This is a genomic window from Clostridium sp. Marseille-P299 (assembly GCF_900078195.1).
Lineage (GTDB): Bacteria > Bacillota > Clostridia > Lachnospirales > Lachnospiraceae > Lachnoclostridium.
Window position 1 is genome coordinate 29270 of sequence record NZ_FJVE01000005.1, and the last position, 25878, is coordinate 55147.

General features: G+C 35.6%; 39 protein-coding genes. 5 read left to right on the forward strand and 34 right to left on the reverse strand.

Annotated elements, in window-relative coordinates; all coding sequences use genetic code 11:
• Nucleotides 1–10: 10 nt before the first annotated feature.
• The 33 genes from BN4220_RS01920 to rpsJ all read right to left on the reverse strand — a co-directional run bounded on the left by BN4220_RS01920 (nt 11) and on the right by rpsJ (nt 19045).
• Nucleotides 11–865, reverse strand: coding sequence for an energy-coupling factor transporter ATPase (locus BN4220_RS01920; protein ID WP_066712854.1), 855 nt, complete (start codon nt 863–865; stop codon nt 11–13).
• A gap of 26 nt (nt 866–891) precedes the next feature.
• Nucleotides 892–1743: an energy-coupling factor transporter ATPase gene (locus tag BN4220_RS01925; RefSeq protein ID WP_066712856.1), complete on the reverse strand. Its 852-nt coding sequence runs from the start codon at nt 1741–1743 to the stop codon at nt 892–894.
• 188 nt (nt 1744–1931) lie between these two features.
• The gene (locus BN4220_RS01930; protein ID WP_066712858.1) at nt 1932–2468 is read right to left on the reverse strand and encodes a bL17 family ribosomal protein; all 537 of its coding nucleotides are present in this window, start codon (nt 2466–2468) and stop codon (nt 1932–1934) included.
• Between the two features lie 43 nt (nt 2469–2511).
• A complete protein-coding gene (locus BN4220_RS01935) occupies nt 2512–3471 on the reverse strand; it encodes a DNA-directed RNA polymerase subunit alpha (RefSeq protein WP_066712860.1) in 960 nt (319 codons plus the stop codon).
• Nucleotides 3472–3554: 83 nt separating this feature from the next.
• Nucleotides 3555–4151 carry a 30S ribosomal protein S4 gene (gene rpsD, locus BN4220_RS01940; RefSeq protein ID WP_066712862.1) on the reverse strand — a complete coding sequence of 199 codons (597 nt, stop codon included), beginning with the start codon at nt 4149–4151 and terminating at the stop codon, nt 3555–3557.
• Nucleotides 4152–4168: 17 nt separating this feature from the next.
• Nucleotides 4169–4567, reverse strand: a complete 399-nt coding sequence (gene rpsK / locus BN4220_RS01945; RefSeq protein ID WP_066712864.1) for a 30S ribosomal protein S11 — start codon at nt 4565–4567, stop codon at nt 4169–4171.
• Between the two features lie 23 nt (nt 4568–4590).
• Entirely contained in the window at nt 4591–4959 is a 369-nt protein-coding gene (gene rpsM / locus BN4220_RS01950; RefSeq protein ID WP_066712866.1) for a 30S ribosomal protein S13, read from the reverse strand.
• Between the two features lie 504 nt (nt 4960–5463).
• Nucleotides 5464–5577: a 50S ribosomal protein L36 gene (gene rpmJ / locus BN4220_RS19680; protein ID WP_012201638.1), complete on the reverse strand. Its 114-nt coding sequence runs from the start codon at nt 5575–5577 to the stop codon at nt 5464–5466.
• A gap of 282 nt (nt 5578–5859) precedes the next feature.
• The gene (infA, locus tag BN4220_RS01955) at nt 5860–6078 is read right to left on the reverse strand and encodes a translation initiation factor IF-1 (RefSeq protein WP_066712868.1); all 219 of its coding nucleotides are present in this window, start codon (nt 6076–6078) and stop codon (nt 5860–5862) included.
• A 16-nt stretch (nt 6079–6094) separates the two neighbouring features.
• Nucleotides 6095–6859, reverse strand: coding sequence for a type I methionyl aminopeptidase (map, locus tag BN4220_RS01960; protein WP_066712870.1), 765 nt, complete (start codon nt 6857–6859; stop codon nt 6095–6097).
• A 60-nt stretch (nt 6860–6919) separates the two neighbouring features.
• Nucleotides 6920–7567 carry an adenylate kinase gene (locus tag BN4220_RS01965; RefSeq protein ID WP_066712872.1) on the reverse strand — a complete coding sequence of 216 codons (648 nt, stop codon included), beginning with the start codon at nt 7565–7567 and terminating at the stop codon, nt 6920–6922.
• 201 nt (nt 7568–7768) lie between these two features.
• Nucleotides 7769–9100 (reverse strand): preprotein translocase subunit SecY, encoded by a 1332-nt coding sequence (secY, locus tag BN4220_RS01970; RefSeq protein WP_066712874.1) that lies wholly within the window; start codon nt 9098–9100, stop codon nt 7769–7771.
• Entirely contained in the window at nt 9100–9540 is a 441-nt protein-coding gene (rplO, locus tag BN4220_RS01975) for a 50S ribosomal protein L15 (protein ID WP_066712877.1), read from the reverse strand. Before rplO ends, secY begins: the two co-directional genes overlap by 1 nt.
• Before the next feature lie 24 nt (nt 9541–9564).
• Nucleotides 9565–9747 (reverse strand): 50S ribosomal protein L30, encoded by a 183-nt coding sequence (rpmD, locus tag BN4220_RS01980; protein ID WP_066712879.1) that lies wholly within the window; start codon nt 9745–9747, stop codon nt 9565–9567.
• A 21-nt stretch (nt 9748–9768) separates the two neighbouring features.
• Nucleotides 9769–10278, reverse strand: a complete 510-nt coding sequence (gene rpsE, locus BN4220_RS01985; RefSeq protein WP_066712881.1) for a 30S ribosomal protein S5 — start codon at nt 10276–10278, stop codon at nt 9769–9771.
• A 16-nt stretch (nt 10279–10294) separates the two neighbouring features.
• A complete protein-coding gene (gene rplR, locus BN4220_RS01990) occupies nt 10295–10663 on the reverse strand; it encodes a 50S ribosomal protein L18 (RefSeq protein WP_066712882.1) in 369 nt (122 codons plus the stop codon).
• A 17-nt stretch (nt 10664–10680) separates the two neighbouring features.
• Nucleotides 10681–11223 carry a 50S ribosomal protein L6 gene (gene rplF, locus BN4220_RS01995; protein ID WP_066712884.1) on the reverse strand — a complete coding sequence of 181 codons (543 nt, stop codon included), beginning with the start codon at nt 11221–11223 and terminating at the stop codon, nt 10681–10683.
• 165 nt (nt 11224–11388) lie between these two features.
• On the reverse strand, nt 11389–11790 hold the full coding sequence (gene rpsH, locus BN4220_RS02000) for a 30S ribosomal protein S8 (protein WP_066712886.1): 402 nt from the start codon (nt 11788–11790) through the stop codon (nt 11389–11391).
• A 24-nt stretch (nt 11791–11814) separates the two neighbouring features.
• Nucleotides 11815–12000, reverse strand: coding sequence for a type Z 30S ribosomal protein S14 (locus BN4220_RS02005; RefSeq protein WP_066712887.1), 186 nt, complete (start codon nt 11998–12000; stop codon nt 11815–11817).
• Between the two features lie 16 nt (nt 12001–12016).
• Nucleotides 12017–12556, reverse strand: a complete 540-nt coding sequence (rplE, locus tag BN4220_RS02010; RefSeq protein WP_066712889.1) for a 50S ribosomal protein L5 — start codon at nt 12554–12556, stop codon at nt 12017–12019.
• A 24-nt stretch (nt 12557–12580) separates the two neighbouring features.
• Nucleotides 12581–12898 carry a 50S ribosomal protein L24 gene (rplX, locus tag BN4220_RS02015; protein WP_066712892.1) on the reverse strand — a complete coding sequence of 106 codons (318 nt, stop codon included), beginning with the start codon at nt 12896–12898 and terminating at the stop codon, nt 12581–12583.
• Between the two features lie 14 nt (nt 12899–12912).
• Nucleotides 12913–13281, reverse strand: coding sequence for a 50S ribosomal protein L14 (gene rplN, locus BN4220_RS02020; protein ID WP_066712894.1), 369 nt, complete (start codon nt 13279–13281; stop codon nt 12913–12915).
• 99 nt (nt 13282–13380) lie between these two features.
• Nucleotides 13381–13635 (reverse strand): 30S ribosomal protein S17, encoded by a 255-nt coding sequence (gene rpsQ / locus BN4220_RS02025; protein ID WP_066712896.1) that lies wholly within the window; start codon nt 13633–13635, stop codon nt 13381–13383.
• 75 nt (nt 13636–13710) lie between these two features.
• Nucleotides 13711–13920, reverse strand: a complete 210-nt coding sequence (gene rpmC / locus BN4220_RS02030) for a 50S ribosomal protein L29 (RefSeq protein ID WP_066712905.1) — start codon at nt 13918–13920, stop codon at nt 13711–13713.
• The gene (rplP, locus tag BN4220_RS02035; RefSeq protein ID WP_066712907.1) at nt 13910–14347 is read right to left on the reverse strand and encodes a 50S ribosomal protein L16; all 438 of its coding nucleotides are present in this window, start codon (nt 14345–14347) and stop codon (nt 13910–13912) included. Before rplP ends, rpmC begins: the two co-directional genes overlap by 11 nt.
• Entirely contained in the window at nt 14347–15006 is a 660-nt protein-coding gene (gene rpsC, locus BN4220_RS02040; RefSeq protein WP_066712909.1) for a 30S ribosomal protein S3, read from the reverse strand. Before rpsC ends, rplP begins: the two co-directional genes overlap by 1 nt.
• A gap of 11 nt (nt 15007–15017) precedes the next feature.
• Nucleotides 15018–15404 (reverse strand): 50S ribosomal protein L22, encoded by a 387-nt coding sequence (rplV, locus tag BN4220_RS02045; protein WP_066712911.1) that lies wholly within the window; start codon nt 15402–15404, stop codon nt 15018–15020.
• A 167-nt stretch (nt 15405–15571) separates the two neighbouring features.
• The gene (gene rpsS, locus BN4220_RS02050) at nt 15572–15850 is read right to left on the reverse strand and encodes a 30S ribosomal protein S19 (RefSeq protein ID WP_066712912.1); all 279 of its coding nucleotides are present in this window, start codon (nt 15848–15850) and stop codon (nt 15572–15574) included.
• A gap of 18 nt (nt 15851–15868) precedes the next feature.
• Complete coding sequence (rplB, locus tag BN4220_RS02055; RefSeq protein WP_066712914.1) at nt 15869–16714, reverse strand: 50S ribosomal protein L2; 846 nt, start codon at nt 16712–16714, stop codon at nt 15869–15871.
• A 162-nt stretch (nt 16715–16876) separates the two neighbouring features.
• Nucleotides 16877–17176, reverse strand: coding sequence for a 50S ribosomal protein L23 (gene rplW / locus BN4220_RS02060; RefSeq protein ID WP_066712916.1), 300 nt, complete (start codon nt 17174–17176; stop codon nt 16877–16879).
• Nucleotides 17176–17796 (reverse strand): 50S ribosomal protein L4, encoded by a 621-nt coding sequence (gene rplD / locus BN4220_RS02065; RefSeq protein ID WP_066712918.1) that lies wholly within the window; start codon nt 17794–17796, stop codon nt 17176–17178. The genes rplW and rplD overlap by 1 nt, the downstream gene beginning before the upstream one ends.
• 27 nt (nt 17797–17823) lie before the next feature.
• A complete protein-coding gene (gene rplC, locus BN4220_RS02070; RefSeq protein WP_066712920.1) occupies nt 17824–18459 on the reverse strand; it encodes a 50S ribosomal protein L3 in 636 nt (211 codons plus the stop codon).
• 268 nt (nt 18460–18727) lie between these two features.
• Nucleotides 18728–19045, reverse strand: a complete 318-nt coding sequence (rpsJ, locus tag BN4220_RS02075) for a 30S ribosomal protein S10 (RefSeq protein WP_029502998.1) — start codon at nt 19043–19045, stop codon at nt 18728–18730.
• 939 nt (nt 19046–19984) lie between these two features.
• On the opposite strand from rpsJ, the gene BN4220_RS02080 reads away from it, so the two are divergent.
• Entirely contained in the window at nt 19985–20779 is a 795-nt protein-coding gene (locus BN4220_RS02080; RefSeq protein ID WP_066712921.1) for a zinc ribbon domain-containing protein, read from the forward strand.
• Nucleotides 20780–20933: 154 nt separating this feature from the next.
• Here BN4220_RS02080 and BN4220_RS02085 read toward each other — a convergent pair whose 3' ends face one another.
• The gene (locus tag BN4220_RS02085) at nt 20934–21815 is read right to left on the reverse strand and encodes a class I SAM-dependent methyltransferase (protein WP_066712922.1); all 882 of its coding nucleotides are present in this window, start codon (nt 21813–21815) and stop codon (nt 20934–20936) included.
• Between the two features lie 271 nt (nt 21816–22086).
• On the opposite strand from BN4220_RS02085, the gene BN4220_RS02090 reads away from it, so the two are divergent.
• The 4 genes from BN4220_RS02090 (at nt 22087) to BN4220_RS02105 (ending at nt 25865) form a co-directional block, all read left to right on the forward strand.
• The gene (locus BN4220_RS02090) at nt 22087–22764 is read left to right on the forward strand and encodes a PspA/IM30 family protein (RefSeq protein WP_066712923.1); all 678 of its coding nucleotides are present in this window, start codon (nt 22087–22089) and stop codon (nt 22762–22764) included.
• Between the two features lie 87 nt (nt 22765–22851).
• The gene (locus tag BN4220_RS02095) at nt 22852–23985 is read left to right on the forward strand and encodes a TFIIB-type zinc ribbon-containing protein (protein WP_066712924.1); all 1134 of its coding nucleotides are present in this window, start codon (nt 22852–22854) and stop codon (nt 23983–23985) included.
• Nucleotides 23982–24806: a TPM domain-containing protein gene (locus BN4220_RS02100; RefSeq protein WP_066712926.1), complete on the forward strand. Its 825-nt coding sequence runs from the start codon at nt 23982–23984 to the stop codon at nt 24804–24806. Before BN4220_RS02095 ends, BN4220_RS02100 begins: the two co-directional genes overlap by 4 nt.
• A gap of 48 nt (nt 24807–24854) precedes the next feature.
• Complete coding sequence (locus BN4220_RS02105) at nt 24855–25865, forward strand: SPFH domain-containing protein (protein ID WP_066712927.1); 1011 nt, start codon at nt 24855–24857, stop codon at nt 25863–25865.
• Nucleotides 25866–25878 lie beyond the last annotated feature (13 nt).

Below are 25878 nucleotides of genomic sequence, written 5' to 3' on the forward strand. Positions count from 1 at the left end.
TTTATCCTTTCTACCTATGTTGCTTCCACCAGTGAAGTATCTCTTCTTTTGCCAAAGGAATCGTCGTAGCCTTAGTATCTACAGGGATACCGATTTCCTTTAGATGATTCATAATATAAGTTACTTGTGGCGCCGCTAACCCTATTTTTTCAAGCTCTTTATAATGGGAAAAGACATTGTTTGGCGTATTATCAAACATGATCTGTCCTTTATTCATTACAATAATGCGTTCCACGTACTTTGCCACATCTTCCATACTATGTGATACTAAAATAACGGTTATTTTCTGTTCTTTATGGATCTTTGCTACTTGATCTAATATTTCATCTCGACCCTTTGGATCAAGTCCAGCAGTAGGCTCATCTAAAATAAGCACCTCTGGTTTCATAGCTAATACACCAGCAATCGCTACCCTTCTCTTTTGCCCTCCGGAAAGTTCAAATGGAGATGCATCAATTAAATCCTCCCCGATTCCTACCATCTTTAAGGCCTCGTAAGAGCGAAGATCTACTTCTAAAGGTGTTAAACCTAGATTCTTAGGTCCAAATTGAACATCTTTAATAACTGTAGTTTCAAACAACTGATGCTCTGGATACTGAAATACTAATCCTACCTTACTTCGATGTGCTTTTAAATTATAATCTGAATCATATATATTCTTACCATTATAATAAACACCACCACTAGTAGCCTTAACAAGACCATTTAAATGTTGGATTAATGTAGACTTGCCAGACCCTGTATGCCCAATCAATCCAATGAATTGACCATCTTTAATGTCTAAATTAATATCTTTCAGAGCATGCTTTTCATAAGCTGTTCCCTCGCTATAGACATAATTTAGATTTTTCAAACTAATTGACATTATAGTTCACACCATGCCTTTCGTATCTATATCAACTTCTTCATCTCTTCGCTAAATTCTTCTACAGTTAATATTCCATCAGGAAGCGGCATTCCCTGCTTTTTAAGTTCATATGCAAGTTCTGTTACCTGTGGAACATCAAGACGGTATGATTTTAGCTTATCCACTTGTGAAAATATCTCTTTTGGTGTACCTTGCATTACAACCTTACCATCATCCATAACAATCACCTTATCTGCCTTTATAACTTCATCCATATAGTGTGTTATTAATAATACGGTTACGTGTTCTTTCTTATTCAATTCACGTATGGTGCGTATTACCTCTTTTCTGCCATTGGGATCAAGCATGGCAGTTGGTTCATCAAGAATGATACATTGTGGCCTCATTGCCATGATTCCAGCGATTGCAACACGTTGCTTTTGCCCACCAGAAAGTTTATTGGGTGAATGGGTGCGATACTCATACATCCCAACTGCTTTTAGACTCTCTTCAACTCTTTTCCAAATTTCTTCCGTTGGAACACCCATATTTTCTGGACCAAACCCTACATCTTCTTCTACTACCGTTGCTATGATTTGGTTATCTGGATTTTGAAATACCATACCGGCCGATTGCCTAATATCCCAAAGCTTATCTTCTTCCTTCGTATCCATACCATTGACAATAAGGGTACCTTCGGTAGGTAGAAGTATAGCATTAATATGCTTTGCAATCGTTGATTTACCAGAACCATTGTGTCCAAGGATAGCTACAAAGTCACCTTTTTTTACATCTAAGCTAACATTATCAATGGCACGATGAATCGACTCTACATTTCCCTCTTCATCACGCCTAATATATTCAAAAACTAATTTTTTAGCTTCTATCATATTCATTGTAACACCTACTGTTCTTTAATTTATTACACTATACTTATCTTTTCCATTGTAGTTTAAAAAGATGAGATTTGCAATGCTAATTTTATTTGGGTAATTATGCTATTTTTTATTTTCTGAAAAACAAAAAAAGTATTACAAAATGCGGAGCATCTGCAACGCACTTTGTAATACTTTCTATATAAAGATTACACTAATTCAATTAAAACTTCCATAGCAGCATCGCCTTTACGTTGGCCAATCTTTACGATTCTTGTATAACCACCGTTACGATCTGTATACTTAGGTGCGATCTCTTCAAATAATTTATCAGCAAGATCAACAGTCTTAGTATTCTTTTTCTTTCCAGCTGCTTCTGTAGGAACTTCTGTTACTGTGTAAAGGTAGGAAAGCATCTTTCTTCTTGCATGAAGTCTAGAAGGCTTATCCTTTTTGATAGTCTTTTCAACGTTATCATAAACGTTTACTTTCTTTCCATCAACAACTTCCTTTACTCTTTTTCCATCTTTATCTTTACGAGCAACTTTAGCAGTTACTGTAACTGTTTCAAAGTTATCTTTCTCTTTAACAGCTAATGCAATCATGCCTTCAGCGATTCTGCGGATTTCTTTTGCTTTCGCTTCGGTAGTTACAATTTTGCCATTGTATAAGAGATTAGTAACTTGATTTCTTAACAATGCTTTTCTCTGACTTGAAGTTCTTCCAAGTTTTCTGTAGCCTGCCATTTTATTCCCTCCTTATATGAGTAAAAACGATACGACCAACCTTTTAGTCATCGCTCATGTTTAATGATAAACCAAGCTCTTTAAGCTTAGCTAATACTTCTTCCAATGACTTACGTCCAAGGTTTCTTACCTTCATCATATCTTCAGAAGTTCTATTGCATAACTCTTCAACCGTATTAATTCCGGCTCTCTTTAAGCAGTTATAGGAACGAACTGATAATTCTAACTCATCAATGTTCATTTCCATCACTTTTTCTTTTTCATTGTCTTCTTTTTCAACCATAACTTCAGCTGTCTTTGCATTCTCAGAAAGATCAATAAAGGAATTTAAGTGCTCGCTTAATACTTTTGCAGCCAAACTAACAGCTTCATCAGGCACTAATGTACCATTTGTATATACGTCTAAGGTTAACTTATCAAAGTCGGTAATCTGACCCACACGTGTATTTTCTACTGTTAAATTAACACGCTCAACAGGTGTGTAGATAGAATCAACTGCGATTACACCAATTGGTAAATCATCATTTTTATTCTTATCTGCACTAATATATCCTCTACCCTTCGTAATCGTAAGTTCCATGTAAAGCTTACTGTTTGCTCCTCCATTTAAGGTCGCGATTACTAAATCCGGGTTTAGTATTTCAATATCAGGATCAGCCTGAATATCGCCTGCTTTTACAACGCCTTCTCCCTCAAACTCAATGTATGCAGTTTTTGGTTCATTCGTCTCGCTTGTGTTTTTGATTGCAAGGCTCTTAATATTCATGATAATTTCTGTTACGTCTTCCTTAACACCAGGAATTCCGGAAAATTCATGAACAACCCCGTCAATTTTAACTTGACTAACAGCTGCACCAGGTAAAGATGAAAGCATAATTCTTCTTAAAGAATTACCAAGTGTTGTACCGTATCCTCTTTCAAGGGGTTCAACAACAAATCTTCCATATTTCTTATCTTCTGAAATTTCAGCTATCTCAATTTTTGGTTTTTCAAAATCAAACACAGTGGACCCTCCTTTTGGGTTTTACGAAGGTATTCCAAATATAATTAAAGGTTAAAAATATAAAATCCTTACCTCTTAATTTATTATTTAGAGTACAACTCGACGATAAGCATTTCATTTACAGGAACATCAATTTGATCTCTGGTAGGAATTTCTTTTACAGTACCTGTAAGGTTTTCATGATCTGCTTCTAACCAAGCTGGAACTGTTCTTCCATTCGTTACCTCTAAAACATCTTTATATCTTTGAGCAGATTTATGTTTTTCTTTGATAGAAATAACATCACCAGCTTTTACTTGATAAGATGGAATGTTTACACATTTACCATTTACTAAAACGTGCTTATGACCAACGATTTGTCTAGCTTCTGTTCTAGTTCTACCATATCCCATACGATAGATTACGTTATCAAGTCTTAATTCTAGAAGAATTAATAAGTTTTCACCTGCTGTACCATATTTTAATTTCTGAGCTTTTTCAAAGTTATTTCTGAAAGGCTTCTCTAATACACCATAGATGAATTTAGCCTTTTGTTTTTCTCTTAACTGTAAGCCATATTCACTTACTTTTTTACCTGCTCTTGCAAAGTTTCTGTTGGATTTCTTGTCAATTCCCAAAAATGTTGGTTCAAGCCCAAGAGCTCTACATCTCTTTAATACAGGACCCATATCTCTTGCCATGTTCTATATACCTCCTATTAGACTCTTCTACGTTTTGGTGGTCTACATCCGTTATGAGGAACTGGAGTTACGTCCTTAATGCTTGTTACTTCAATACCACAAGCTTGAAGCGCACGGATTGCTGCTTCTCTACCTGAACCAGGTCCCTTAACCATAACATCAACTGATTTTAAACCATGAACTAAAGCTGCCTTTGCTGCAGTTTCAGCTGCCATTTGCGCTGCATATGGAGTTGACTTTCTAGAACCTCTGAATCCTAATCCACCAGCGCTTGCCCATGAAAGAGCGTTACCTTCAGCATCTGTTAAGGTAACAATTGTATTATTAAAAGATGACTGGATATGTGCCTGTCCACGGTCGACATTTTTCTTAACACGTTTCTTTGTCACTTTTTTAGCTGCTATCTTCTTAGCCATTACAAACCCTCCTATTGGATTTTTTATTTCTTCTTGTTAGCAACGGTACGCTTAGGACCTTTTCTTGTTCTAGCGTTTGTCTTTGTCTTCTGTCCACGAACTGGAAGACCTTTTCTATGACGAATTCCTCTGTAGCATCCAATTTCTTGTAATCTCTTAATATTAAGAGCGATATCTCTTCTTAAATCACCTTCAACAAGCATTGTTTCGTCGATAACGTCACGAATTTTTGCTACTTCTTCGTCTGTTAAGTCTCTAACACGTGTATCTGGATTAATTCCTGCTTTAGCAAGGATACGATTTGAGCTTACTCTACCGATACCATACACATAAGTAAGGCCGATTTCTACACGCTTTTCTCTTGGTAAGTCTACACCACTAATACGAGCCATGTGACTATGCACCTCCATTAATTAATATTGAGAGTACTATCCTTGTAACATAGCGATAACGCTAAGTGAAATGAATACAAGTACGCAGTAACCCCTCTGATTAGTTGTTTCAATGACATTCATACACACTTATGCATGAACAAAACGTTAGGATTGATTTTTCAAACCTATTGTTAATTATCCGTAATAACAACTCTCCCTGGAGTATCAATCTTGTCGCAAACCAAAATAGGAATACGCACAAAAAAGACGTCCAAGCGGATGTCACTACGTCAGCCGCTTTAAATTGTGTCGCAATTAGCAAATTCTTAGAATTTCTAAAGCGAAAGAACAAGGTGATAATGACACACAAGTTCTAAAACTGTTATCAGAAACAGTCCACAATATCACAACATGGCTTGTTCTAAAAAACAAGCGATTGTAACACAGAAAGCAAGAACTATTTTCTATATAAGTACATAACGTACCTTATGAAAACAATTGAAATCCTCGTTTCAATTGATATTAGCCTTGTCTTTGTTTGTGTTTAGGGTTCTCACAGATAACTCTGATGGCGCCCTTTCTCTTAATAATTTTACACTTTTCGCAAATTGGTTTAACTGAAGATCTAACCTTCATTACAATTCACTCCTTTCAAAAAAAGTCCGTCTATCATTATAGCATCACTTTGCGCAATTGGCAAGCATATTTTTTAAATTAAATAAACTTTGTATGCATAATAAGTCAGACTTCAATCCTGAATATAAAATTATTCATTTTATATCCTAGTATCAAACAACATAAGCGTGTAAAAAAGCTCTGTTGTCATATATGTTAAACATTATTCTAATCTCTCAAACTTATTATCTTGTCCTTAAAATAAGATGATTAAAAAGAATAAAGTAGTAACAACTAAAAAACTTATTTATCTCTCCAGATAATTCTTCCCTTAGTTAAATCATATGGAGATAATTCCAAGGTTACTTTATCTCCTGGTACAATCTTAATGAAGTTCATACGTAACTTACCGCTAATATGAGCTAACACTTTATGACCATTCTCTAATTCAACCTGAAACATTGCATTCGGTAATTTTTCAATTACTGTTCCTTCAATTTCAACAACGTCTGTTTTTGACATTTATATACCTCCATTATTAATGATTGCAATTAGGAAGTGATAACACTTCCGGATCACCTGTCGTAATCAATATTGTATTTTCATAATGAGCTGATAACGTTCCGTCTTCAGTAACGACAGTCCAATCATCGTCCAACCAGCAAACATCATACCCACCAATATTAACCATTGGTTCTATTGCAAGTGTCATACCTGCTTGCAATTTAATTCCTCTTCTTTTTTGTCTGAAATTAGGTATCTGCGGTTCTTCATGCAACTGTGTTCCGATTCCATGCCCAACTAAATCTCTAACGCAGGAAAATCCATGAGCTACAACATAATCCTCAATCGCAGCAGATATATCATGTAGATGATACCCTTCTTTAGCGTATTTAATACCTTCGAAGAAACTTTGTTTTGTGACTTCTATTAACTTTTTCGCCTCTTCGCTAATATTACCTACTGGAATTGTTCTCGCTGCGTCTGAATGATATCCCTTATAGATAACTCCCGCATCGATACTTACGATATCCCCCTCTGTAATAATTCGTTTCTTAGATGGTATACCATGAACAACTTCGTCGTTTACAGAAACACATACAGAAGCAGGATATCCATTATAATTCAAGAATGAAGGAATACAGTGGAAAGAACGTATTAATTCGTCTGCTTTTTTATTTATGTCCATTGTTGTGATACCAGGTAAAACAATTTCAGCTAATTGATCATGCACTTCAGCTAGTATTTTTCCTGCTTCACGCATAAGCTCAATTTCCTTGCTAGATTTTATAGTAACTGACATTTCGTCTCTCCTTAAAACTTAAAACACTTTTGTTATTTACCCTCATGGAATGGTATTGCCTTATTTATCTTCTAAAATTGCAGTAATGTCTTCAAATACTTCGGATACTTCTTTTGTACCGTCTACTTCTTTTAAAACATCAAGTTTTGCATAATAGTCGATTAATGGCTTTGTCTGATTATGATAAACATTTAAACGTTTCGCTACTGTTTCCGGCTTATCGTCGTCTCTTAGCACTAGTTCTCCGCCACACGTATCACAAACGCCATCTATTTTTGTAGGGTTAAATACAACATGATAGGTTCCACCGCAGTTTACGCACGCTCTTCTGCCTGACATACGAGCCACGATATTTTCATCTGGTACTTCAACATTAATTGCAAAATCAATTGCTTCTCCTGCCTCTTTTAAAGCATTTGTTAATGCTTCTGCTTGAGGAATTGTTCTTGGAAAACCATCTAATACATAACCATTTTCACAGTCTGCTTGACTAAAACGATCCATTATCAAGCTAAGAGTTAATTCATCAGGTACCAATAATCCTTGGTCCATATACTCTTTTGCCTTTTTCCCTAGTTCAGTATTATTCTTAATGTTTGCTCTAAAAATATCTCCAGTTGAAATATGTGGTATGCCATACTTGTTAGCGATCTTCTTAGCTTGAGTTCCTTTGCCAGCGCCTGGCGCCCCTAACATAATAATCTTCATGCTGTATACCATCCTTCCATATAATATAATCACATTCCATGTTATATTATTATTCCTATATTTAATTCTATAAAACTTTTTTATAAATTATACATTAATATCTATAACTACATTAGGGTGGAGCAAAAATTGCCCCACCCTAATTATCAATGAACCTTACAAGTGTAATGACGTGTCTTTTTACAGTACCCAATCAATTCACTAGTCATTTAAGAATCCCTTATAGTGACGAACTAACATCTGAGAATCAATTTGTTTCATTGTTTCAAGAACAACACCAACAACGATGATTAAAGATGTACCACCAAAGGAGACTCTCGCATTAAATAAGCCTCCGAAGACCAATGGGATAAGAGCCACGATAGTTAGGCCAATTGCACCAATAAAAATAATGTAATTTAATACCTTATTTAAGTACTCTGTAGTTGGTTTACCTGGACGAATACCAGGAATAAAACCACCCTGTTTCTTCATATTGTTAGCTACTTCAATTGGATTAAAAGTAATCGATGTATAGAAGTATGCAAAGAACAATATTAAGGCAATATAAACTAATACGCCGAGCGTGTATTTAAATGCACCATCTTTAAGATCAAACCATGAACTTTGGTTTAAAAAGTAAAGAACTTTCGGCCAAAAATATGCTCTCTCCGGATATACACTAAAGAAAGATGAGATTATAATCGGAAATTGCATCAATGATACAGCAAAGATTACTGGAATAACACCTGCGGTATTAACCTTTAATGGAATAAAGGAGGATTGTCCACCCACCATTTTTCTTCCCTGTACCTTTTTAGCATATTGTACTGCGATTTTTCTTTGTGCATCTTGTAAAAGAATAATTAGCACAACAGTAAGTACAATTACAGCTACTATGAGAACTGCACCAATAACACCACTAACTACACCTTTTCCATTAAATACAAATTGTGTAAATAAGTTATGAATGTCACTTGGCAATCCTGATATTATGTTTATTAACAAGATGATTGATATACCATTACCAACACCTTTTTCTGTAATTCTTTCACCTAACCACATAAGGAAGGCAGAACCAGCTGTAAAGGATGCAGTAATAACAACTACGTTAGTAAAAGTAAGTCCACCTTGTAATATTCCAGATCCACCAAAGCCAATTGTCATTGCAACTGATTCAACAATAGCAAGTCCAATTGTTAGATATCTAGAGATTTCTGCAATCTTCTTTCTACCAGTTTCTCCATCCTTTTGAAGTTCCTCTAATTTAGGAATTGCAATTGTTAACAACTGCATAATAATGGATGAAGTGATGTATGGTGATATATTAAGTGCAAAGATTGACATTTGTGAAAATGAACCACCTGTTAGCATGTCAAGGAATCCCATTCCATCACCAAAACGTTGGCTCATCCACAATGAAAAGTAATCTTGGTTCACTCCCGGTACAGGGAGTGCAGAACCAAGTCTTACAATAATTAGTGCTATAAACGTAAATAACAGTCTGTTTCTAATATCTTTAATCTTAAAGGCATTTCTGACCGTTTTAAACATTAGATCACCTCAGCATTTCCACCAAGAGCCTTAATTTTTTCGATAGCGCTTTCGCTGAAAGCTGATACCTTGACATTAAGCTTCTTAGTAAGTTCTCCGTTTCCAAGAATCTTTACACCATCTTTTGGATTATTAATGATGCCAATTTCCATTAAGCTTTCAATCGTTACGTCTGCACCATCTTCAAATTTATTTAACATGCTTACATTAACTGTAATAATTTCCTTCGTGTTTCTGTTCTTGAAACCTCTCTTAGGAAGTCTACGGTATAAAGGCATCTGACCACCTTCAAAGCCGATTCTAGGAGCTCCTGAACGAGCTTTTTGTCCCTTATGACCTTTACCAGCTGTCTTACCATTTCCTGAACCATGTCCACGTCCGCGTCTAAAGTTCTTGCTTTGCTTTGAACCATCCGCTGGTCTTAATTCTGTTAAATTCATCGTGTGCACCTCCTTACTTTATTATTAGATCTCTTCTACCTTTACTAAATGCTTAACCTGATTAACCATGCCTCTAGTAGCAGCGTTGTCAGGTAATTCCACTGTAGAATTTAACTTCTTTAATCCTAAAGCTACTACTGTAGCCTTATGCTTAGGAATAGCACCGATGGTTGATTTAGTTAAAGTTATCTTTAAATTGTTTGCCACTTTTAACACCTCCGTCTATTCTTAACCCAATAACTCTTCAACGGAAATGCCACGAAGAGCAGCTACTTCCTCTGGAGTCTTTAATTGGCTTAAACCTTCAATAGTTGCTAAAACCACGTTTTGCTTATTGTTGGAGCCAAGTGATTTTGTACGGATGTTCTTAAAGCCTGCAAGCTCTAATACGTTACGAGCAGGACCACCCGCGATAACACCAGTACCTTCTGGGCTACGCTTTAAAAGTACGGATGCGCTACCAAATTTACCAATGTAATCATGAGGTACACTACCATTTTGATCAAGAGGTAAAGTAATTAATTTCTTAATTGCATCTTCTTTTCCTTTACGGATTGCTTCAGGAATTTCAGTTGCTTTTCCTAAGCCTGCACCAACATGGCCGTTTCTATCTCCAACAACGACTAAGGCTGTAAAACGAAAATTACGTCCACCTTTAACAACCTTTGTTACACGCTTGATTGATACTACTTTATCTTCTAATTCTAACTGACTAGCATCAATGATTGTACGTTTCATGTTTTTTCCTCCTTGCCTAGAATTCGAGACCAGCTTCTCTAGCTGCATCTGCTAATGCTTGAATTTTTCCCTGATATATGAATCCGCCTCTATCGAATACAACAGCTTTAATACCTTTTTCTAAAGCTTTCTTTGCGATAACAGTACCTAAGTATGCTGCTGCTGCAACATCATTGGTTTTCTCAAGTTCAGCTTTCACGTCTTTTTGAAGTGTTGAAGCTGAAACTAATGTATTACCAACAGTGTCATCGATGATCTGAGCGTACATATGATTATTACTTCTAAACACAGCTAGACGTGGTCTTTCTGGAGTACCTGAGAAACGATTACGTAATCTTGTATGCTTTTTCACACGGATTTTAGACTTTGACTCTTTACTAACCATTATTTTCTCTCCTCCTTCTACTTCTTACCAGTCTTACCAACTTTACGTCTGATCACTTCATCAGCATACTTAATTCCCTTGCCCTTATAAGGTTCAGGTCTTCTCTTATCTCTGATTTCAGCAGCGTATTGGCCAACTTTTTCTTTGTCGATACCTTTAACAGTAATCTTATTTTGTCCTTCAAGAACAGTTTCAACGCCTTCAGGATCAGTCATAACTACTGGATGAGAATATCCAAGAGTTAATGTAAGGTCCTTACCAGCTTTTGCAGCTCTGTAACCAACACCGTTGATTTCAAGAACTTTTTGATATCCAGTAGTAACACCAGTTACCATATTAGCGATTAATGTTCTAGTAAGACCATGTAAAGATTTCATTCTCTTTAATTCGTTTGGTCTTGTAACAATAATTTCTGCGCCTTCTAATTTAATTTCCATCTCAGCAGGTAACACTCTTTCAAGTGTACCTAAAGGACCTTTTACAGTCACTTTATTATTTTCTGCAATATCAACAGTTACTCCTGCTGGTACCGCGATTGGCATTCTTCCTATACGTGACATGCCCGTACCTCCTATATTAAGTTTGACAGTCTAAACTGTCCCCGTAGGAAAGAGTATCTTAAAAAAGACTTCTTCCCCGTGAATCAGAACATCTATAAAAATATAGTGAATTATCTTAATATACTACATATTAACATGAATCCATCTAAATGTAAACATTTTACATTACCAGATAAATGCTAATACTTCTCCACCAACGTTTTGTTGTCTTGCTTCTTTATCAGTAAGAACACCCTTGTTAGTAGAAATAATAGCTATACCTAAACCACCAAGAACCTTAGGAAGTTCATCTCTGTTCGCAAATACACGAAGTCCTGGTTTAGAAATTCTCTTAAGTCCTGTAATTACCTTAACGTTTTTATCCTTACCATACTTAAGTGTGATATGGATTGTCTTGAAGCTTCCAACTTCTTCTATTTCAAAGCCTTTAATATAACCTTCTTTTAAGAGGATTTCTGCGATTGCAATTTTCATCTTAGAAGCAGGTACATCTACTGTATCATGTTTAGCAGTGTTTGCGTTACGGATTCTTGTAAGCATATCTGCGATTGGATCGCTCATTGTCATTTAAATTTGCCTCCTTTCTTAAACCTACCAGCTTGCTTTTTTAACACCTGGTATTTGTCCCTTATATGCTAACTCACGGAAGCAAATTCTGCAGATTCCGTATTTTCTTAAGTAAGCATGAGGACGTCCACAGATTCTACAACGATTATATTCTCTTGTTGAGAATTTCTGTGTACGTTGTTGTTTCACTTTCATTGACGTTTTAGCCATGGAATTCCCTCCTTAACTATTTGCTAAATGGCATACCGAATAATGTCAATAATTCACGAGCTTCTTCATCTGTCTTGGCAGTTGTTACGAAAATAACATCCATACCACGAACCTTATCAACCTTATCGTATTCGATTTCTGGGAAGATTAATTGCTCTTTAATACCAAGAGCATAGTTACCTCTACCGTCAAATGCATTAGGGTTTACACCTCTAAAGTCACGTACACGTGGAAGAGATAAGTTAATAAGACGATCTGCGAATTCATACATTTTCTCGCCTCTTAAAGTTACTTTACATCCAATAGCTACGCCTTCTCTAAGTTTAAAGTTAGCAATTGACTTTCTTGCTTTAGTAATTACAGGTTTTTGTCCTGCAATAATTTGCATATCTCTAACAGCAGATTCAAGTGCTTTCGCATTATCTTTTGCTTCACCAACACCCATGTTGATGACTATTTTATCAAGCTTAGGTATCTGCATATCGTTCGTATAACCGAATTTCTTCTTCATACCAGCCATGATTTCGTTCATATAAATTTCTTTTAATCTAGTCAACTGAAATGACCTCCTCTCTTAGAATTAGTCAATGATATCTCCGGTTGTTTTAGCAACACGAACTTTTTTAGGACCTTTTTTGCCATCAACTGTTGTAAAACCGATTCTTGTAGTTTTACCTTTGTGTAAATACATAACGTTAGATGCATCAATAGGAGCTTCCTGATGGATAATACCACCCTTTGGATTGCTTTGAGATGCCTTGCTGTGCTTTGTTACTGTGTTAACACCTTCTACTAAAACTTTTCCATCGGAAACGGAAATTACTTTTCCTTCTTTTCCTTTATCTTTACCAGCGATTACCTTAACGGTATCACCCTTCTTGATTTTTGTAGTTGCCATGTCACGACACCTCCTTATAATACTTCTGGTGCTAGTGAAACGATTTTCATGAATTGCTTTTCTCTCAATTCTCTAGCTACTGGTCCAAAGATACGAGTTCCTTTTGGATTCTTATCATCTTTAATAATTACGGCAGCATTTTCGTCAAATCTGATATAAGAACCGTCCTTACGACGAGCTCCCTTTACAGAACGTACGACTACAGCCTTAACAACATCGCCCTTCTTTACAACTCCGCCTGGTGTTGCATCTTTAACAGAAGCTACGATGATATCGCCTATATTAGCATATCTTCTTGTGGAGCCACCCAATACTCTAATGCAAAGTAATTCTTTAGCACCGGTATTGTCAGCAACCTTAAGTCTGGTTTCTGTTTGTACCATTTCAGATACTCCTTTCTCATTTTCCGAACCTATTTTGTCATCTCGTTGAGATCACAAATAAATTATGACGCAAAACAATTAAAGTTATTTTCGATCGAATTATTTTGCTTTTTCAATGATTTCAACAAGTCTCCATCTTTTATCTTTAGATAATGGTCTTGTTTCCATAACTTTTACTCTATCGCCAATTTTGCATTCGTTGTTTTCATCGTGAGCCTTTAATTTGTAAGTTCTCTTTACGATTTTGTTATAAAGAGGATGCTTTACGTTATCAACTACTGCTACAACGATAGTCTTATCCATCTTATCACTTACGACCTTACCGGTACGAACTTTTCTTAGATTTCTTTCCACAGCAATACTCCTTTCCTAAACCGAAGTCTATTTCCTAATGAGTCTACTACACAGCCGACTCTATAATCTTTATGATTAGTTAGCTGCCTTTGCTTTCTCAGAGATCACGGTCTGAATTCTAGCAATGTTTTTTCTAACGTCTTTAATTCTGCTTGTGTTATCTAATTGATTTGTTGCGTTTTGGAATCTTAAGTTGAAGAGTTCCTTTTTAGCAGCTACTAAAGCTTCATTTAACTCTGCAGGGGATTTTGCCTTTAAATCTTCTACATATTTATTAGTTTTCACTGCCCGCACCTCCTTCTAAGTCTGCGCGAGAAACTATCTTGCACTTTACTGGTAACTTGTGAGTAGCAAGACGAAGAGCTTCTCTAGCTGTTTCTTCAGGAACGCCAGCGATTTCAAACATAACGCGTCCTGGTTTAACTACTGCTACCCAATATTCTAAAGAACCTTTACCGGAACCCATACGAGTTTCAGCTGGTTTAGTTGTTACTGGTTTATCAGGGAATATTTTAATCCAAACCTTACCACCACGTTTGATATAACGTGTCATAGCAATACGTGCTGCTTCGATCTGGTTAGATTTAATCCATGCTGGTTCAACAGCTACAATACCATATTCGCCGTTAGAGATTGTATTACCTCTCATAGCTTTACCTGTCATAGTGCCACGGAATTGCTTACGACGCTTTACTCTTTTTGGCATTAACATTATTTATCGCTCCCTTCCTTTTTTTCTCCTTTTGTTGGAAGTACTTCACCATGGTAAACCCAAACTTTAACGCCTAATTTACCATAAGTTGTGTCTGCTTCTGCGAATCCATAATCAATATCTGCACGAAGTGTCTGTAGTGGAATAGTTCCGTCGCTATAGAACTCTGTACGAGCCATATCAGCACCACCAAGACGTCCGGATACTGCAGTTTTAATACCCTTAGCACCAGTCTTCATTGTTCTAGACATTGTTGATTTCATTGCTCTTCTAAAAGAAATACGATTTTCAAGCTGAGTTGCAATGTTTTCAGCTACTAACTGAGCATTTGCATCTGGCTTTTTGATTTCTTTGATTTCAATGTTAAGTTTTTTATCTGTAAACTTAGTAAGTTCTACTTTTAATTTTTCGATTTCTGAACCAGCTTTACCAATTACAACGCCTGGTTTAGCTGTGAAGATGATAACCTTTAATTTATCAGATGCACGCTCAATTTCGATCTTAGCAACACCTGAACTGTATAACTTTTTCTTCAAGTATGTTCTGATATTGTAGTCTTCAACTAAGTTATCTGCAAAATCAGCTTCCGCATACCATCTTGAGTCCCAGTCATTGATAACTCCGACTCTTAAGCCATGAGGATTAACTTTTTGTCCCATGATTGCCCTCCTTATCTTTCATTAAGCACGATTGTGATATGGCTAGTTCTCTTTAAGATTCTATAAGCTCTACCCTGTGCTCTAGGTTTGATTCTCTTCATTGTTGGTGCGCTTCCTGCATAACATTCTTGAATGTAAAGTTTTGATACATCCATTCCGTTATTGTTTTCAGCATTTGCAATTGCTGATTTTAATAATTTCTCTATTAAAGTTGAAGCATATCTTGGGTTATAAGCTAAAATACCAAGTGCTGTCTGTACATCCTTGCCTCTGATTGCATCAAGAACGAAACATGCTTTTTGAACAGATACTCTAGCGTAAGATAATTTTGCACTAGGTCTTGTATCTTTATTTGCGTTTCTTTCTCTCTTTATCTGGGATCTATGTCCTTTCGCCATGGATGAAACCTCCTTTCGAATTTCACGGTGTTTCGTACTCTATATATCAAATCTAATATAAAGACTTTAAGTCATCTTATACTTTCGTTTTATGATTACTCATAAGACTAATCATAAAGGAAAGTTATTTAAATTGCTTCGTAAGATAATTTTAGCAAGTGCTAAAATTATCTTCTTGCCTTCTTCTCATCTTTTCCATGTCCACGGAATGTTCTTGTTGCAACAAACTCACCAAGTTTGTGTCCAACCATATCCTCAGTAACATATACAGGAACATGTCTTCTTCCATCATGAACAGCGAATGTATGACCAACAAACTGTGGGAAAATTGTAGAACGACGTGACCATGTCTTAATTACTGTCTTATCGCCTGCATTATTCATAGCATCTACTTTTTTAAGTAAATGATCATCAGCGAATGGTCCCTTCTTTAATGAACGTGCCATATAGGTTCAACCTCCTTTTTACTTCGTTAATGTCTTACCGTCTCTTCTTCTGATAATTAACTTATTGGACTGTTTCTTCTTCTTACGAGTCTTAAGTCCAAGTGCTGGTTTGCCCCAAGGTGTAGATGGTCCTGGACGACCGATACCAGTTCTACCTTCACCACCACCATGTGGATGGTCATTAGGGTTCATTACAGAACCACGAACTGTAGGTCTAATACCCATATGACGTTTACGTCCTGCTTTACCAACTGTAATTAATTCGTGATCAGCGTTACCAACCTGGCCAAGTGTTGCACGGCAGATAATTGGTACCATTCTCATTTCACCAGATGGTAATCTAAGTGTAGCATATTTGCCTTCCTTAGCCATTAACTGAGCGGAGTTACCAGCGGAACGAACTAACTGTCCACCCTTACCTGGATATAACTCAATGTTATGAATCTGAGAACCTACTGGGATGTTTGCAAGTGGTAAACAGTTTCCTACTTTAATTTCAGCTGTTTCACCATTCATTACTGTATCACCAACAGTTAATCCTACTGGTGCTAAAATATATGCTTTCTCGCCATCAGCATATGTGATTAAAGCGATGTTTGCTGTTCTATTTGGATCGTATTCAATTGTCTTAACAACAGCTGGAATACCGTCCTTCTTTCTCTTAAAGTCGATGATTCTGTATTTTCTTCTAGAACCACCACCATGATGTCTTACTGTAATCTTTCCTTGATTGTTACGACCAGCGTTTTTCTTTAAAGAAACAACTAAAGATTTTTCAGGTGTTGAACAAGTGATTTCTGAAAAATCGGAGCCAGTCATATGTCTTCTGGAAGGTGTATATGGGTTGTACTTTTTAATTCCCATGTCACTATCTCCTTTCGTCGCTCACGCAATACTTCTACTAATGTGTAAAACAGATTTCTGCATTTGCAAGTATCTTGCTCTCACAGCATTTCTGCCTTAGTTTCAGATCATGTAAGAAGACTTACATTCTCTGTTTTTCTGCGTTTACTCTCTAACTATTTCTTATAGTCCAGAGAAAATTTCAATTTCTGCACTGTCAGCTGTTAACTGAACAATAGCTTTTTTCATTTTTGCTGTTTTACCAACGGTATTTCCACGTCTACGGTTCTTTCCGTCCAAGTTCATTGTGTTTACGCTTGCTACCTTAGTGCCGGCAAACATCTTTTCAACAGCTTCTTTTACCTGAGATTTTGTAGCTTCTGGATGAACTGAAAAAGTATATTTCTTTTCGCTCATGGAGTTCATACTCTTCTCAGTAACGATTGGCTTAAGTATAACATCATAATATTTTAAATTTGCCATTATGCGTACACCTCCTCGATCTGTGCCACTGCATCCTTGGTAATTACTAAGGTATCATACTTAACAATGTCATATACATTGATAGCGTTTGATGTTGCTGTTCTTACCGTAGGAATGTTTCTTGCAGAAAGAATAACGTTGTCATCTTTCTTATCAAGAACTAATAACGCTTTGTTAACTTTTAAGTTTTCAAGAACTGCTGCCATTTTCTTAGTCTTGATTTCATCAAAATTAATGGAATCTAAAACAACGATCTTGTCAGCTGCTACTCTTGAAGTTAAAGCAGACTTAATTGCAAGTGCTTTTTCTTTCTTATTCATCTTGAATGAATAATCTCTTGGCTTTGGAGCAAATACAACGCCGCCGCCTTTCCATTGAGGAGCTCTTGTTGAACCTTGTCTAGCATGACCAGTTCCTTTTTGTCTCCATGGCTTTCTTCCACCACCGCTTACTTCGGCACGTGTCTTAGCGCTTTGTGTTCCTTGACGCTTATTTGCAAGCTGGCTCACAACAGCCATATGCATTAAATGTTCATTTACTTCTACGCCAAAGATTGCATCATTAAGTTCTAATGAACCAACTTCTTTGCCTTCTATATTATAAACTTTTACATTTGCCATTCTAGTGTTCCTCCTTTCCTAAAGCTTTTAGTTTGCGCTTTTTACTGTTTCTTTTAACATTATCATAGCTTTCTTTGGTCCTGGAACAGCACCTTTAACTAAGATAATATTATTGTCAACATCAACTTTAACTACTTCAAGGTTCTGTACTGTTACTTTCACATTACCCATTTGACCTGGCATGTGTTTACCTTTGAATACACGGCCTGGAGTTGTAGCAGCACCGTTAGAACCAGCATGTCTATGGTACTTAGAACCATGTCCCATAGGTCCTCTAGAAAGACCATGTCTCTTAATAGCACCTTGGAAACCTTTACCCTTAGAAGTACCAGTTGCATCAATCTTATCTCCAGCGGAGAAGATATCAACTTTGATTTCCTGACCTACTGTGTAGTCTGTTGCATTCTCAAACTTAAACTCTTTAAGAAATCTCTTATTTGCAACACCTGCTTTTGCAAAGTGTCCCTTTCTTGGTTTGTTAACGAGCACTTCTCTAATGTCGCCAAAACCAACCTGTACTGCATTGTATCCGTCGTTTTCTACAGTTTTAACCTGAGTAACTGCACATGGACCAGCTTGCAATACTGTAACTGGAATTAATTTTCCATCTTCATTGAAGATCTGAGTCATTCCAACTTTTGTAGCTAATATTGCCTTTTTCATAACTTTTACCTCCTGTTTAATCTACAGCGGATTATGCTGTTTTGCATAATCATCCTAGATGGTCTTATACCGGAAGCTTGGTCTTAAGACAAGATGTAATTTTACTTGCCAATTTAAGAACTTGGGTGTCCTTTGACACTAAGTATTCATTAAAATACTTTCCTAATATATAAACCCTAAGGATTATTATCTAATTCATTTATGATGTTCCAATAAGGAGCATCCCCTGACATCATCATTATTTAAAATGATTATTCAAAGCAAAATCTTATTTTGCTTTCATTTTGATGTCAATGTAAACACCTGCTGGCATTTCTAATCTTGATAATGCATCAACAGTTTTCTGTGTTGGAGCAATGATGTCGATTAATCTCTTATGTGTTCTTTGCTCAAACTGTTCTCTAGAATCTTTGTACTTGTGTACCGCTCTAAGAATAGTAACAACCTCTTTCTTAGTAGGTAGTGGAACTGGTCCGCTCACCTTAGATCCTGTTTTCTTTACAGTTTCAATAATTTTACCTGCGGATGCATCGATTAAATGATGATCATACGCTTTGAGAGTAATTCTCATAACTTGACTTGCCATAAAAAAAAGTCGCCTCCTTTTCGCACTTCATATCAGTACGACAAGCGGTGACTGTACACTCACCCGTGTGTTTCATACTTGTCGGAAGACTTAGAAAGACGCAAGGGTCTAACTCGCAACTAAATGCTTCATCCCGAAAAAGCTTTTGTTTCGACACGGTTTATCTGCTCATAGCAGAATTATATATTTGTACAGTGACTTGTCGCCAGTTTCATAACTTGACATTCGCTCCACGGAAAAACCTATATGCAAGAATACGATTCATCGAATTCTTATATAGCAACCTCACGTTTCTACGCTATCAACGTCACAACGATACTTATTATATACTAGTTATTCACCTTTTTCAAGTAGTTTTTTTATTTTTTTTGTAAAAAATATTCAACTAGATAATTTGTACACTTTTTCTGCTTGCCATAATTGTTTTTATAGCATAAAGCTCATTAAAATTACATAAAATAGCAGATTACAACTGTCTTATAAACAACAACTATCTTTTATGTAGTATTTATATAACTGCTTCAGTTACTTCATGACAATATGGATATGTAAAAACATCTACAAACCCATACAGTCTATCATAAAAATATCAAATCGCCCCATCCACTAACTCTGTTTCTTCCTATTATAATGACACTTATATTTTACGCGATTTTATCTTTACATAGAATTATTTGAGCAGTAAATAAACATTATGCTATTAGCATTGGTAATTCTAATAGAAATTATTCATTTTGTAATTTTAATTCTTTTTGTACCGTTTTATACTTTCAAAAGGCAGAAAAGAAAAGATATCCAGAGGGGCATTAGGACTCACCTACAAAAGTATTTGAACTACTCCAAATATACAATATTTAAATTTACTTATTTTTGACAATATGGTATAATTTAACTGTAATTTACTTAATATAACAGCTAATTTTAGAGGAGGTACTAGTTATGTATTGTAGAAAATGTTCCAATTCAATACCTGATTCATCAGTAAGTTGCCCGATATGTGGCACCAAAGTATCTACAAGTAATTCTTTTACGGAAAATTCCTTATCTAAGGGAGGTAGGAATTCTGCAGATACTAAATTAAGCAAAATAATTGCAATTTTATTCGCTGTTATCTCATCATTAACAATGTTACTATTTATCTTACTTCCACAAGGTGCGATTAATCGAATTGATAACCAAAAGTCCTATGACATGTTCAATTTGTTTAAGTCTACTACCTTGGACTACAACCTTTATAAGACATCAGGAGATTATGACAATCTAGTTAATTCAATTAACGATGGAACACTTTCAGAAAATACAAAAAGTACAGATGAAAATTATGCCTTTTACAAGAATTATACGTTTCACCAAAAGCTAATGAGCTACACTACAACAAAATCACCTGCTTATTTTGAAAAATTTATAGCTGCTTCGGTGATAATTTTATTAATCATTGGTATCTACACAATTTATAAAGTATCAAAAGAATTCGAGAAATCTTTTGCAGCTCAGAATGTAAGTGCTTACACTAATATTATCATCGCTATTTTACTTCTTATGGTATCTTACGTTATCAAATGGGATTATTACCTTATTAAAGACACTATAATACCTGCTAATTATATTGCTTTAAGCCCAGTAGTTGTATTTTATTTAATACTTGGTATTGTACAAAAAGTAGTTATCACTCTTCAAATGCACAAACATGGCATTGTATTATCCTCTCATATCGGTGAACTAACAGCAGAGTAAATTTTATTTTAAATATAGAATAAGAAAAAAGTACCCATTGGTTTAACATAGAACATCCATCTATGCTTAACTAATTGGGTACTTTCTTTCTATTAATATTTAACCTTAATTTAAATAAATAACAATCTTAGCTTATGAAACTCGATTCGATATTCTAATCAATTGATTCCCATCGTCCTGATGCCCCACAAGGTAGCGCAAGCTTTGTTACTGTAACTGGTAAGCCAATTTCATCTGCTGTAACTAGACCACCAAACTTTTCTTTTACTTCAATACTAAGTAAATAAGATAATACCGCTGGTTGTAAACCGGTAGTATATGAATTTATTAAATAAAATAATGGTTTGTCCGTTAATACCTCAGTACATAACTTAACAAAAGAATGAATGCTCTCTTCAATCTTCCATATCTCACCTTTTGGTCCTCTACCATAGGAAGGTGGATCCATTATAATAGCATCATAACGATTCCCTCTTCTAATCTCACGTTCAACAAATTTTACACAATCGTCTACTATATAACGGATTGGTGCATCTCCAAGTCCTGAAGATATTGCATTCTCTTTTGCCCAGGTTACCATACCTTTTGATGCATCAACATGAGTAACTGCTGCTCCTGCCTTTGCTGCTGCAATTGTAGCTCCTCCTGTATAAGCAAATAAGTTCAATACTTTTATTTGACGATTTGGTTCTTTTTTTAATGCCTCTTTTATTTTATCACTAAACCAGTCCCAATTAACCGCCTGCTCTGGAAATAACCCTGTATGTTTAAAACTAAATGGTTGTAAATTAAATGTTAATGACTTATAACTTATCTGCCATTGTTTTGGTAAATCAAAGAACTCCCATTCTCCGCCACCTTTTGCACTTCTATGATAATGTGCATTGCAATTCTTCCATGCTTTATCCTTTCTTGGCGTATCCCAGATTACTTGTGGGTCTGGACGTAAAAGTGTGTACTTACCCCATCTTTCTAACTTCTCACCTTTTGATGTATCTATAACCTCATAATCTTTCCAATCGTTTGCTATCCACATAAACTGCCTCCAATATTGCTTTACTGCCTCTATTCATTTCCATAACAGTATGATTATATAGTATAAACCTTTCACTTACAAGCCTATACTAAAATTTGCAGTTTAAAGGATAACATAAAAGTCCTATACGCAATAAGAATTAATAAAATCATCAGATTCTGTTAAGCTTTCTTATCGTATTTTAACTTGACTATCTTTATAAATCATATTAAACTTAATCCATAGTTTGGAAATAATAGTAGCTATTATATTTAAAATGGAGGGCAATGTTATGGGTATTTTAACAAGATTTAAAGACATCATGTCAGCTAACATCAATGCACTATTAGATAAAGCCGAAGATCCTGAAAAAATGATCGACCAATGTTTAAGAAATTTAAATAGTGACTTAGGTAAGGTGAAAGCAGAAACTGCATCCATCATGGCAGAAGAAGCAAGAGCTAAGAGAGCACTTGATGATTGTGAGGCTGAAATTTCTAAAATGCAAGCATATGCAATTAAAGCATTGGAAGCAAACAATGAAGCTGACGCTAAAAAGTTCTTAGAACAAAAGGCAAGCTTAACTAACAGATTAGCCGGATATCAAGAAGCATATGCATTAGCTCACGGTAATGCTACTAATATGAAATCTATGCATGATAAACTCGTTAGTGATATCAACGAATTAGAATCACGTAAAGATATGATAAAAGGTAAGTTGGCAGTTGCAAAAACTCAAGAACGCATTAACAAGATGGGTTCTTCTGTTACAAATGCAAATAATACAATGTCAAGTTTTGAACGATTTGAAGACATCGCCAATAAAAAACTTGATGAAGCTAATGCAATGGCTGAATTAAACAAATCGACACCTGAAAACAATATTAAAGACTTAACCGCAAAATACGACTCACCATCTTCCGATATAGATAATGAGTTAGCTGCACTAAAAGCAAGTCTAGGTAAATAACACCAAGGAGGTAGTTGTATAAAACCATAAATCATAGTGGTTTATGACTACCTCCTTTATTTCTATTATAGAAAGAGAGATTACATTATGGTAATTCAATATAAATGTCCTAACTGTGGCGCTGATATGGAATATGATTCAACCTCAGGCATGCTACACTGCGATAGCTGTGGACGTAATGAAAATATTGATCATATGCCTATTCCTGATGTTCCAGAAGGCTCTGCAAATGACGCTCCTACAGTTGATATTTTTAACCCCGATGACATTAAAGACGAAGCATCTTTTGACTACGAAGATACATATGATGAAACGTTGCATAGAACATTTCGAGAGGGAGACGCCATTCAATATCAATGTAACAATTGTGGAGCTGTTATTTTAACCGATGCTAACACAACTGCTACTACTTGTAGTTTTTGTGGCGCAGCGATTGTTCTTGGCGATCGTTTAACTGGAGCACTACAACCGGCAAGAATTATACCATTTAAAATAAATAAAACTCAGGCACAACAGGCCTTTGTAAAATGGTGCAAAGGTGGTAAGTTAACACCAAAAGGCTTTATGACTGCGGATAGAATCAAAAATATCACTGGTATTTACGTACCCTTTTGGTTATATGACTTAAACGGTAAAGGAGATGTAGATGCCACTTGTACAAGAGTCCGTACTTATACAAGAGGTGACTATATCTATACTGAAACAAAATACTATCATGTGTATCGTAAAGTTGATTTAAATTATTTAAGCGTTCCTGTGGATGCATCCTCTAAAATGAACGATGGTCTTATGGATTTATTAGAACCTTATAATTATCATGACCTTAAGACATTTAACATGCCGTACCTTGCTGGATACATCGCAGAAAAATATAACTATACAGACAAAGAGATATATTCTCGTGCAAGAGATAAAGCTAGTTCTTATGTTGATACCTATCTTCGTAGCACAATAAATAGTTATTCTTCGGTAATTTACAACCGAAAAGATATCAATGTAAAACAAAGAAAAGCTTATTATACTCTACTTCCAGTATGGATGGTTTGCTATGATTACAAAGACTCCTTACATACATTTGCAATGAACGGACAGACAGGTAAAATAGTTGGTAAACCTCCGCTGAGTCAAAAAAAGATAGCCGCATGGTTTGCTGGAGTATCCGGTATTTCCTTTGTAGTTCTTAAGATTATAGGATTACTACTAGGAGGTAGTTTATTATGAGTATAGCAAGGATGCATATTACGAAAAATAAATTAGTAGTTTCAATTATAGGCACCTTACTTATGATGATGCTCATAGCTTTTATTCCTATAAAAGGATACGCTAGTGAAAATAAACTTAATGTAAACGATTCTGCAAATCTTTTAACTGATTCACAATTAAACAAACTAAATAAAACTTTAAGAGAGTACTCAGATAAATATGATATTGATATCGTTGTCCTAACCGTAGCAGGCTTGGATGGGAAATCTGATCGTAATTATCTCGAAGATTATGTAGACTCAGTACTAGACGCTGGTATTTACTCAGAAAATATAACTATCCTACAATTTGACACCGATAGCAGATATTGTACGATTCAAGCATATGGAAGCTGCGAGAGAGTTATTAATGACGATAATATAGAATATATTTTAGATGTAGTAGCTCCCCAGATTTCAGAACATAATTACTATGATGCCTTTAATGATTTTGCCAAAGGAGTAAATCATTATTATGATAACCCAAGATATGAATTTGGACACGAACCACTCTATTTAAAAACATGGTTTCAACTCGTGGTTGCTTTAGCAATCGGTGGTATTGTGGTTGGTACTATGGCTTATCATTCTCAAGGTAGAAATACAGTTAACAATCACACATATTTGGATGAACAACGATCTGGAATCGTCGCTCGAAGAGACATTTATCTTCGCACCTCTGTTTCTAAAGTAAGAAAACCTTCCAACAATAATAACGGTAGTGGCGGTGGTCGAAGTAGCGGCGGCGGTGGAATCAGTAGTGGTGGTCGCTCACACAGTGGCGGCAGTAGAAGATGTTAATTTTCTTCTACATTCATAAATTTATAAAATACAGGAGGCTAAGAAGCTATGGGACTTTTCTCAAATCAATTTGCTAATGTTGTTGAATGGCAAGAATTTCGTGAAGATATGATTTTTTATAAATGGTCAAATAAAGAAATTAAAAAAGGTAGTAGATTAATTATTCGACCAGGTCAGGACGCTGTCTTTTTATATAACGGTAAAATAGAAGGAATTTTTAAAGACGAAGGTGACTATGACATCGAATCTCAAATCATTCCTTTTCTATCTACGTTAAAAGGATTTAAATTTGGATTCAACAGTGGTATGCGTGCGGAAGTACTTTTTGTTAATACGAAAGAATTTTTAGTAAAATGGGGAACTGCAAACGCAATTAATATTCCTGCTCAAAACTTACCTGGTGGATTACCAATTCGTGCCCATGGTACATTAAATTTTAAAGTCAATGATTATATTAAGCTAATTGATAAAATAGCTGGTGTTAAAACTTCTTATCTAGTGGAAGATGTACGATTAAGAATAACTTCCATCTTAGACCAGTTATTAATGAAATGGATTGTAAAAGAAGGAAAAGATATGTATAACCTTCAAGCAAATTCCTATGACATTTCAAAGGGGATTAAAACAGATTTAGACATGGAATTGTTTGATACTGGCTTATCAATTTCTAATTTTACTATAATGAGTTTTACTTACCCACAAGAAATTCAGAATATGATCAACAAGAATGCCAGCCATAGCATGGTAGGCGACATTGGTAAATACCAACAAATGAGCATGACCGAGGGGATTGCTTCTGGTAAAGTAAAAGGCGGTGGCATGGCATCTGATATGGCAGGCATGATGATGGGCATGAATATGGCAAATCAAATGATGCAAAATATGAATCAAGGGAATTCAAACCAAATCAATAACAATCAAATGCCATATATGAACCAAGGAAATAATGTTGCTCCTGGTGGAAATGCTACTTCTACTAAGCCAAACTTTTGTCCTAATTGTGGGCAAAAAACAACGAATTCTAACTTCTGCCCTAATTGCGGACATAAATTAGTTTAAGACTAAAGATACT

What these genes read in the sequence shown, in the direction of transcription:
- BN4220_RS01920 (WP_066712854.1), bottom strand. Translation starts at nt 865, where the DNA reads ATGTCAATTAGTTTGAAAAATCTAAATTATGTCTATAGCGAGGGAACA.
- BN4220_RS01925 (WP_066712856.1), bottom strand. Translation starts at nt 1,743, where the DNA reads ATGAATATGATAGAAGCTAAAAAATTAGTTTTTGAATATATTAGGCGT.
- BN4220_RS01930 (WP_066712858.1), bottom strand. Translation starts at nt 2,468, where the DNA reads ATGGCAGGCTACAGAAAACTTGGAAGAACTTCAAGTCAGAGAAAAGCA.
- rpsD (WP_066712862.1), bottom strand. Translation starts at nt 4,151, where the DNA reads ATGGCAAGAGATATGGGTCCTGTATTAAAGAGATGTAGAGCTCTTGGG.
- rpsK (WP_066712864.1), bottom strand. Translation starts at nt 4,567, where the DNA reads ATGGCTAAGAAGATAGCAGCTAAAAAAGTGACAAAGAAACGTGTTAAG.
- rpsM (WP_066712866.1), bottom strand. Translation starts at nt 4,959, where the DNA reads ATGGCTCGTATTAGTGGTGTAGACTTACCAAGAGAAAAGCGTGTAGAA.
- rpmJ (WP_012201638.1), bottom strand. Translation starts at nt 5,577, where the DNA reads ATGAAGGTTAGATCTTCAGTTAAACCAATTTGCGAAAAGTGTAAAATT.
- infA (WP_066712868.1), bottom strand. Translation starts at nt 6,078, where the DNA reads ATGTCAAAAACAGACGTTGTTGAAATTGAAGGAACAGTAATTGAAAAA.
- map (WP_066712870.1), bottom strand. Translation starts at nt 6,859, where the DNA reads ATGTCAGTTACTATAAAATCTAGCAAGGAAATTGAGCTTATGCGTGAA.
- BN4220_RS01965 (WP_066712872.1), bottom strand. Translation starts at nt 7,567, where the DNA reads ATGAAGATTATTATGTTAGGGGCGCCAGGCGCTGGCAAAGGAACTCAA.
- secY (WP_066712874.1), bottom strand. Translation starts at nt 9,100, where the DNA reads ATGTTTAAAACGGTCAGAAATGCCTTTAAGATTAAAGATATTAGAAAC.
- rplO (WP_066712877.1), bottom strand. Translation starts at nt 9,540, where the DNA reads ATGAATTTAACAGAATTAAGACCAGCGGATGGTTCAAAGCAAAGCAAG.
- rpsE (WP_066712881.1), bottom strand. Translation starts at nt 10,278, where the DNA reads ATGAAACGTACAATCATTGATGCTAGTCAGTTAGAATTAGAAGATAAA.
- rplR (WP_066712882.1), bottom strand. Translation starts at nt 10,663, where the DNA reads ATGGTTAGTAAAGAGTCAAAGTCTAAAATCCGTGTGAAAAAGCATACA.
- rplF (WP_066712884.1), bottom strand. Translation starts at nt 11,223, where the DNA reads ATGTCACGTATAGGAAGAATGCCAATCGCGGTACCAGCAGGAGTAACT.
- rpsH (WP_066712886.1), bottom strand. Translation starts at nt 11,790, where the DNA reads ATGACAATGAGCGATCCAATCGCAGATATGCTTACAAGAATCCGTAAC.
- BN4220_RS02005 (WP_066712887.1), bottom strand. Translation starts at nt 12,000, where the DNA reads ATGGCTAAAACGTCAATGAAAGTGAAACAACAACGTACACAGAAATTC.
- rplX (WP_066712892.1), bottom strand. Translation starts at nt 12,898, where the DNA reads ATGGCAACTACAAAAATCAAGAAGGGTGATACCGTTAAGGTAATCGCT.
- rplN (WP_066712894.1), bottom strand. Translation starts at nt 13,281, where the DNA reads ATGGTACAAACAGAAACCAGACTTAAGGTTGCTGACAATACCGGTGCT.
- rplP (WP_066712907.1), bottom strand. Translation starts at nt 14,347, where the DNA reads ATGTTAATGCCAAAAAGAGTAAAGCGTCGTAAGCAATTCCGTGGCACT.
- rpsC (WP_066712909.1), bottom strand. Translation starts at nt 15,006, where the DNA reads ATGGGACAAAAAGTTAATCCTCATGGCTTAAGAGTCGGAGTTATCAAT.
- rplV (WP_066712911.1), bottom strand. Translation starts at nt 15,404, where the DNA reads ATGGCGAAAGGACATAGATCCCAGATAAAGAGAGAAAGAAACGCAAAT.
- rpsS (WP_066712912.1), bottom strand. Translation starts at nt 15,850, where the DNA reads ATGGCACGTTCATTAAAGAAGGGACCATTCGCTGATGATCATTTACTT.
- rplB (WP_066712914.1), bottom strand. Translation starts at nt 16,714, where the DNA reads ATGGGAATTAAAAAGTACAACCCATATACACCTTCCAGAAGACATATG.
- rplW (WP_066712916.1), bottom strand. Translation starts at nt 17,176, where the DNA reads ATGGCAAATTTAAAATATTATGATGTTATACTTAAGCCAATCGTTACT.
- rplD (WP_066712918.1), bottom strand. Translation starts at nt 17,796, where the DNA reads ATGGCAAATGTAAAAGTTTATAATATAGAAGGCAAAGAAGTTGGTTCA.
- rplC (WP_066712920.1), bottom strand. Translation starts at nt 18,459, where the DNA reads ATGAAAAAGGCAATATTAGCTACAAAAGTTGGAATGACTCAGATCTTC.
- rpsJ (WP_029502998.1), bottom strand. Translation starts at nt 19,045, where the DNA reads ATGGCAAGTCAAGTTATGAGAATTACTCTCAAAGCGTATGATCATCAT.
- BN4220_RS02080 (WP_066712921.1), top strand. Translation starts at nt 19,985, where the DNA reads ATGTATTGTAGAAAATGTTCCAATTCAATACCTGATTCATCAGTAAGT.
- BN4220_RS02085 (WP_066712922.1), bottom strand. Translation starts at nt 21,815, where the DNA reads ATGTGGATAGCAAACGATTGGAAAGATTATGAGGTTATAGATACATCA.
- BN4220_RS02090 (WP_066712923.1), top strand. Translation starts at nt 22,087, where the DNA reads ATGGGTATTTTAACAAGATTTAAAGACATCATGTCAGCTAACATCAAT.
- BN4220_RS02095 (WP_066712924.1), top strand. Translation starts at nt 22,852, where the DNA reads ATGGTAATTCAATATAAATGTCCTAACTGTGGCGCTGATATGGAATAT.
- BN4220_RS02100 (WP_066712926.1), top strand. Translation starts at nt 23,982, where the DNA reads ATGAGTATAGCAAGGATGCATATTACGAAAAATAAATTAGTAGTTTCA.
- BN4220_RS02105 (WP_066712927.1), top strand. Translation starts at nt 24,855, where the DNA reads ATGGGACTTTTCTCAAATCAATTTGCTAATGTTGTTGAATGGCAAGAA.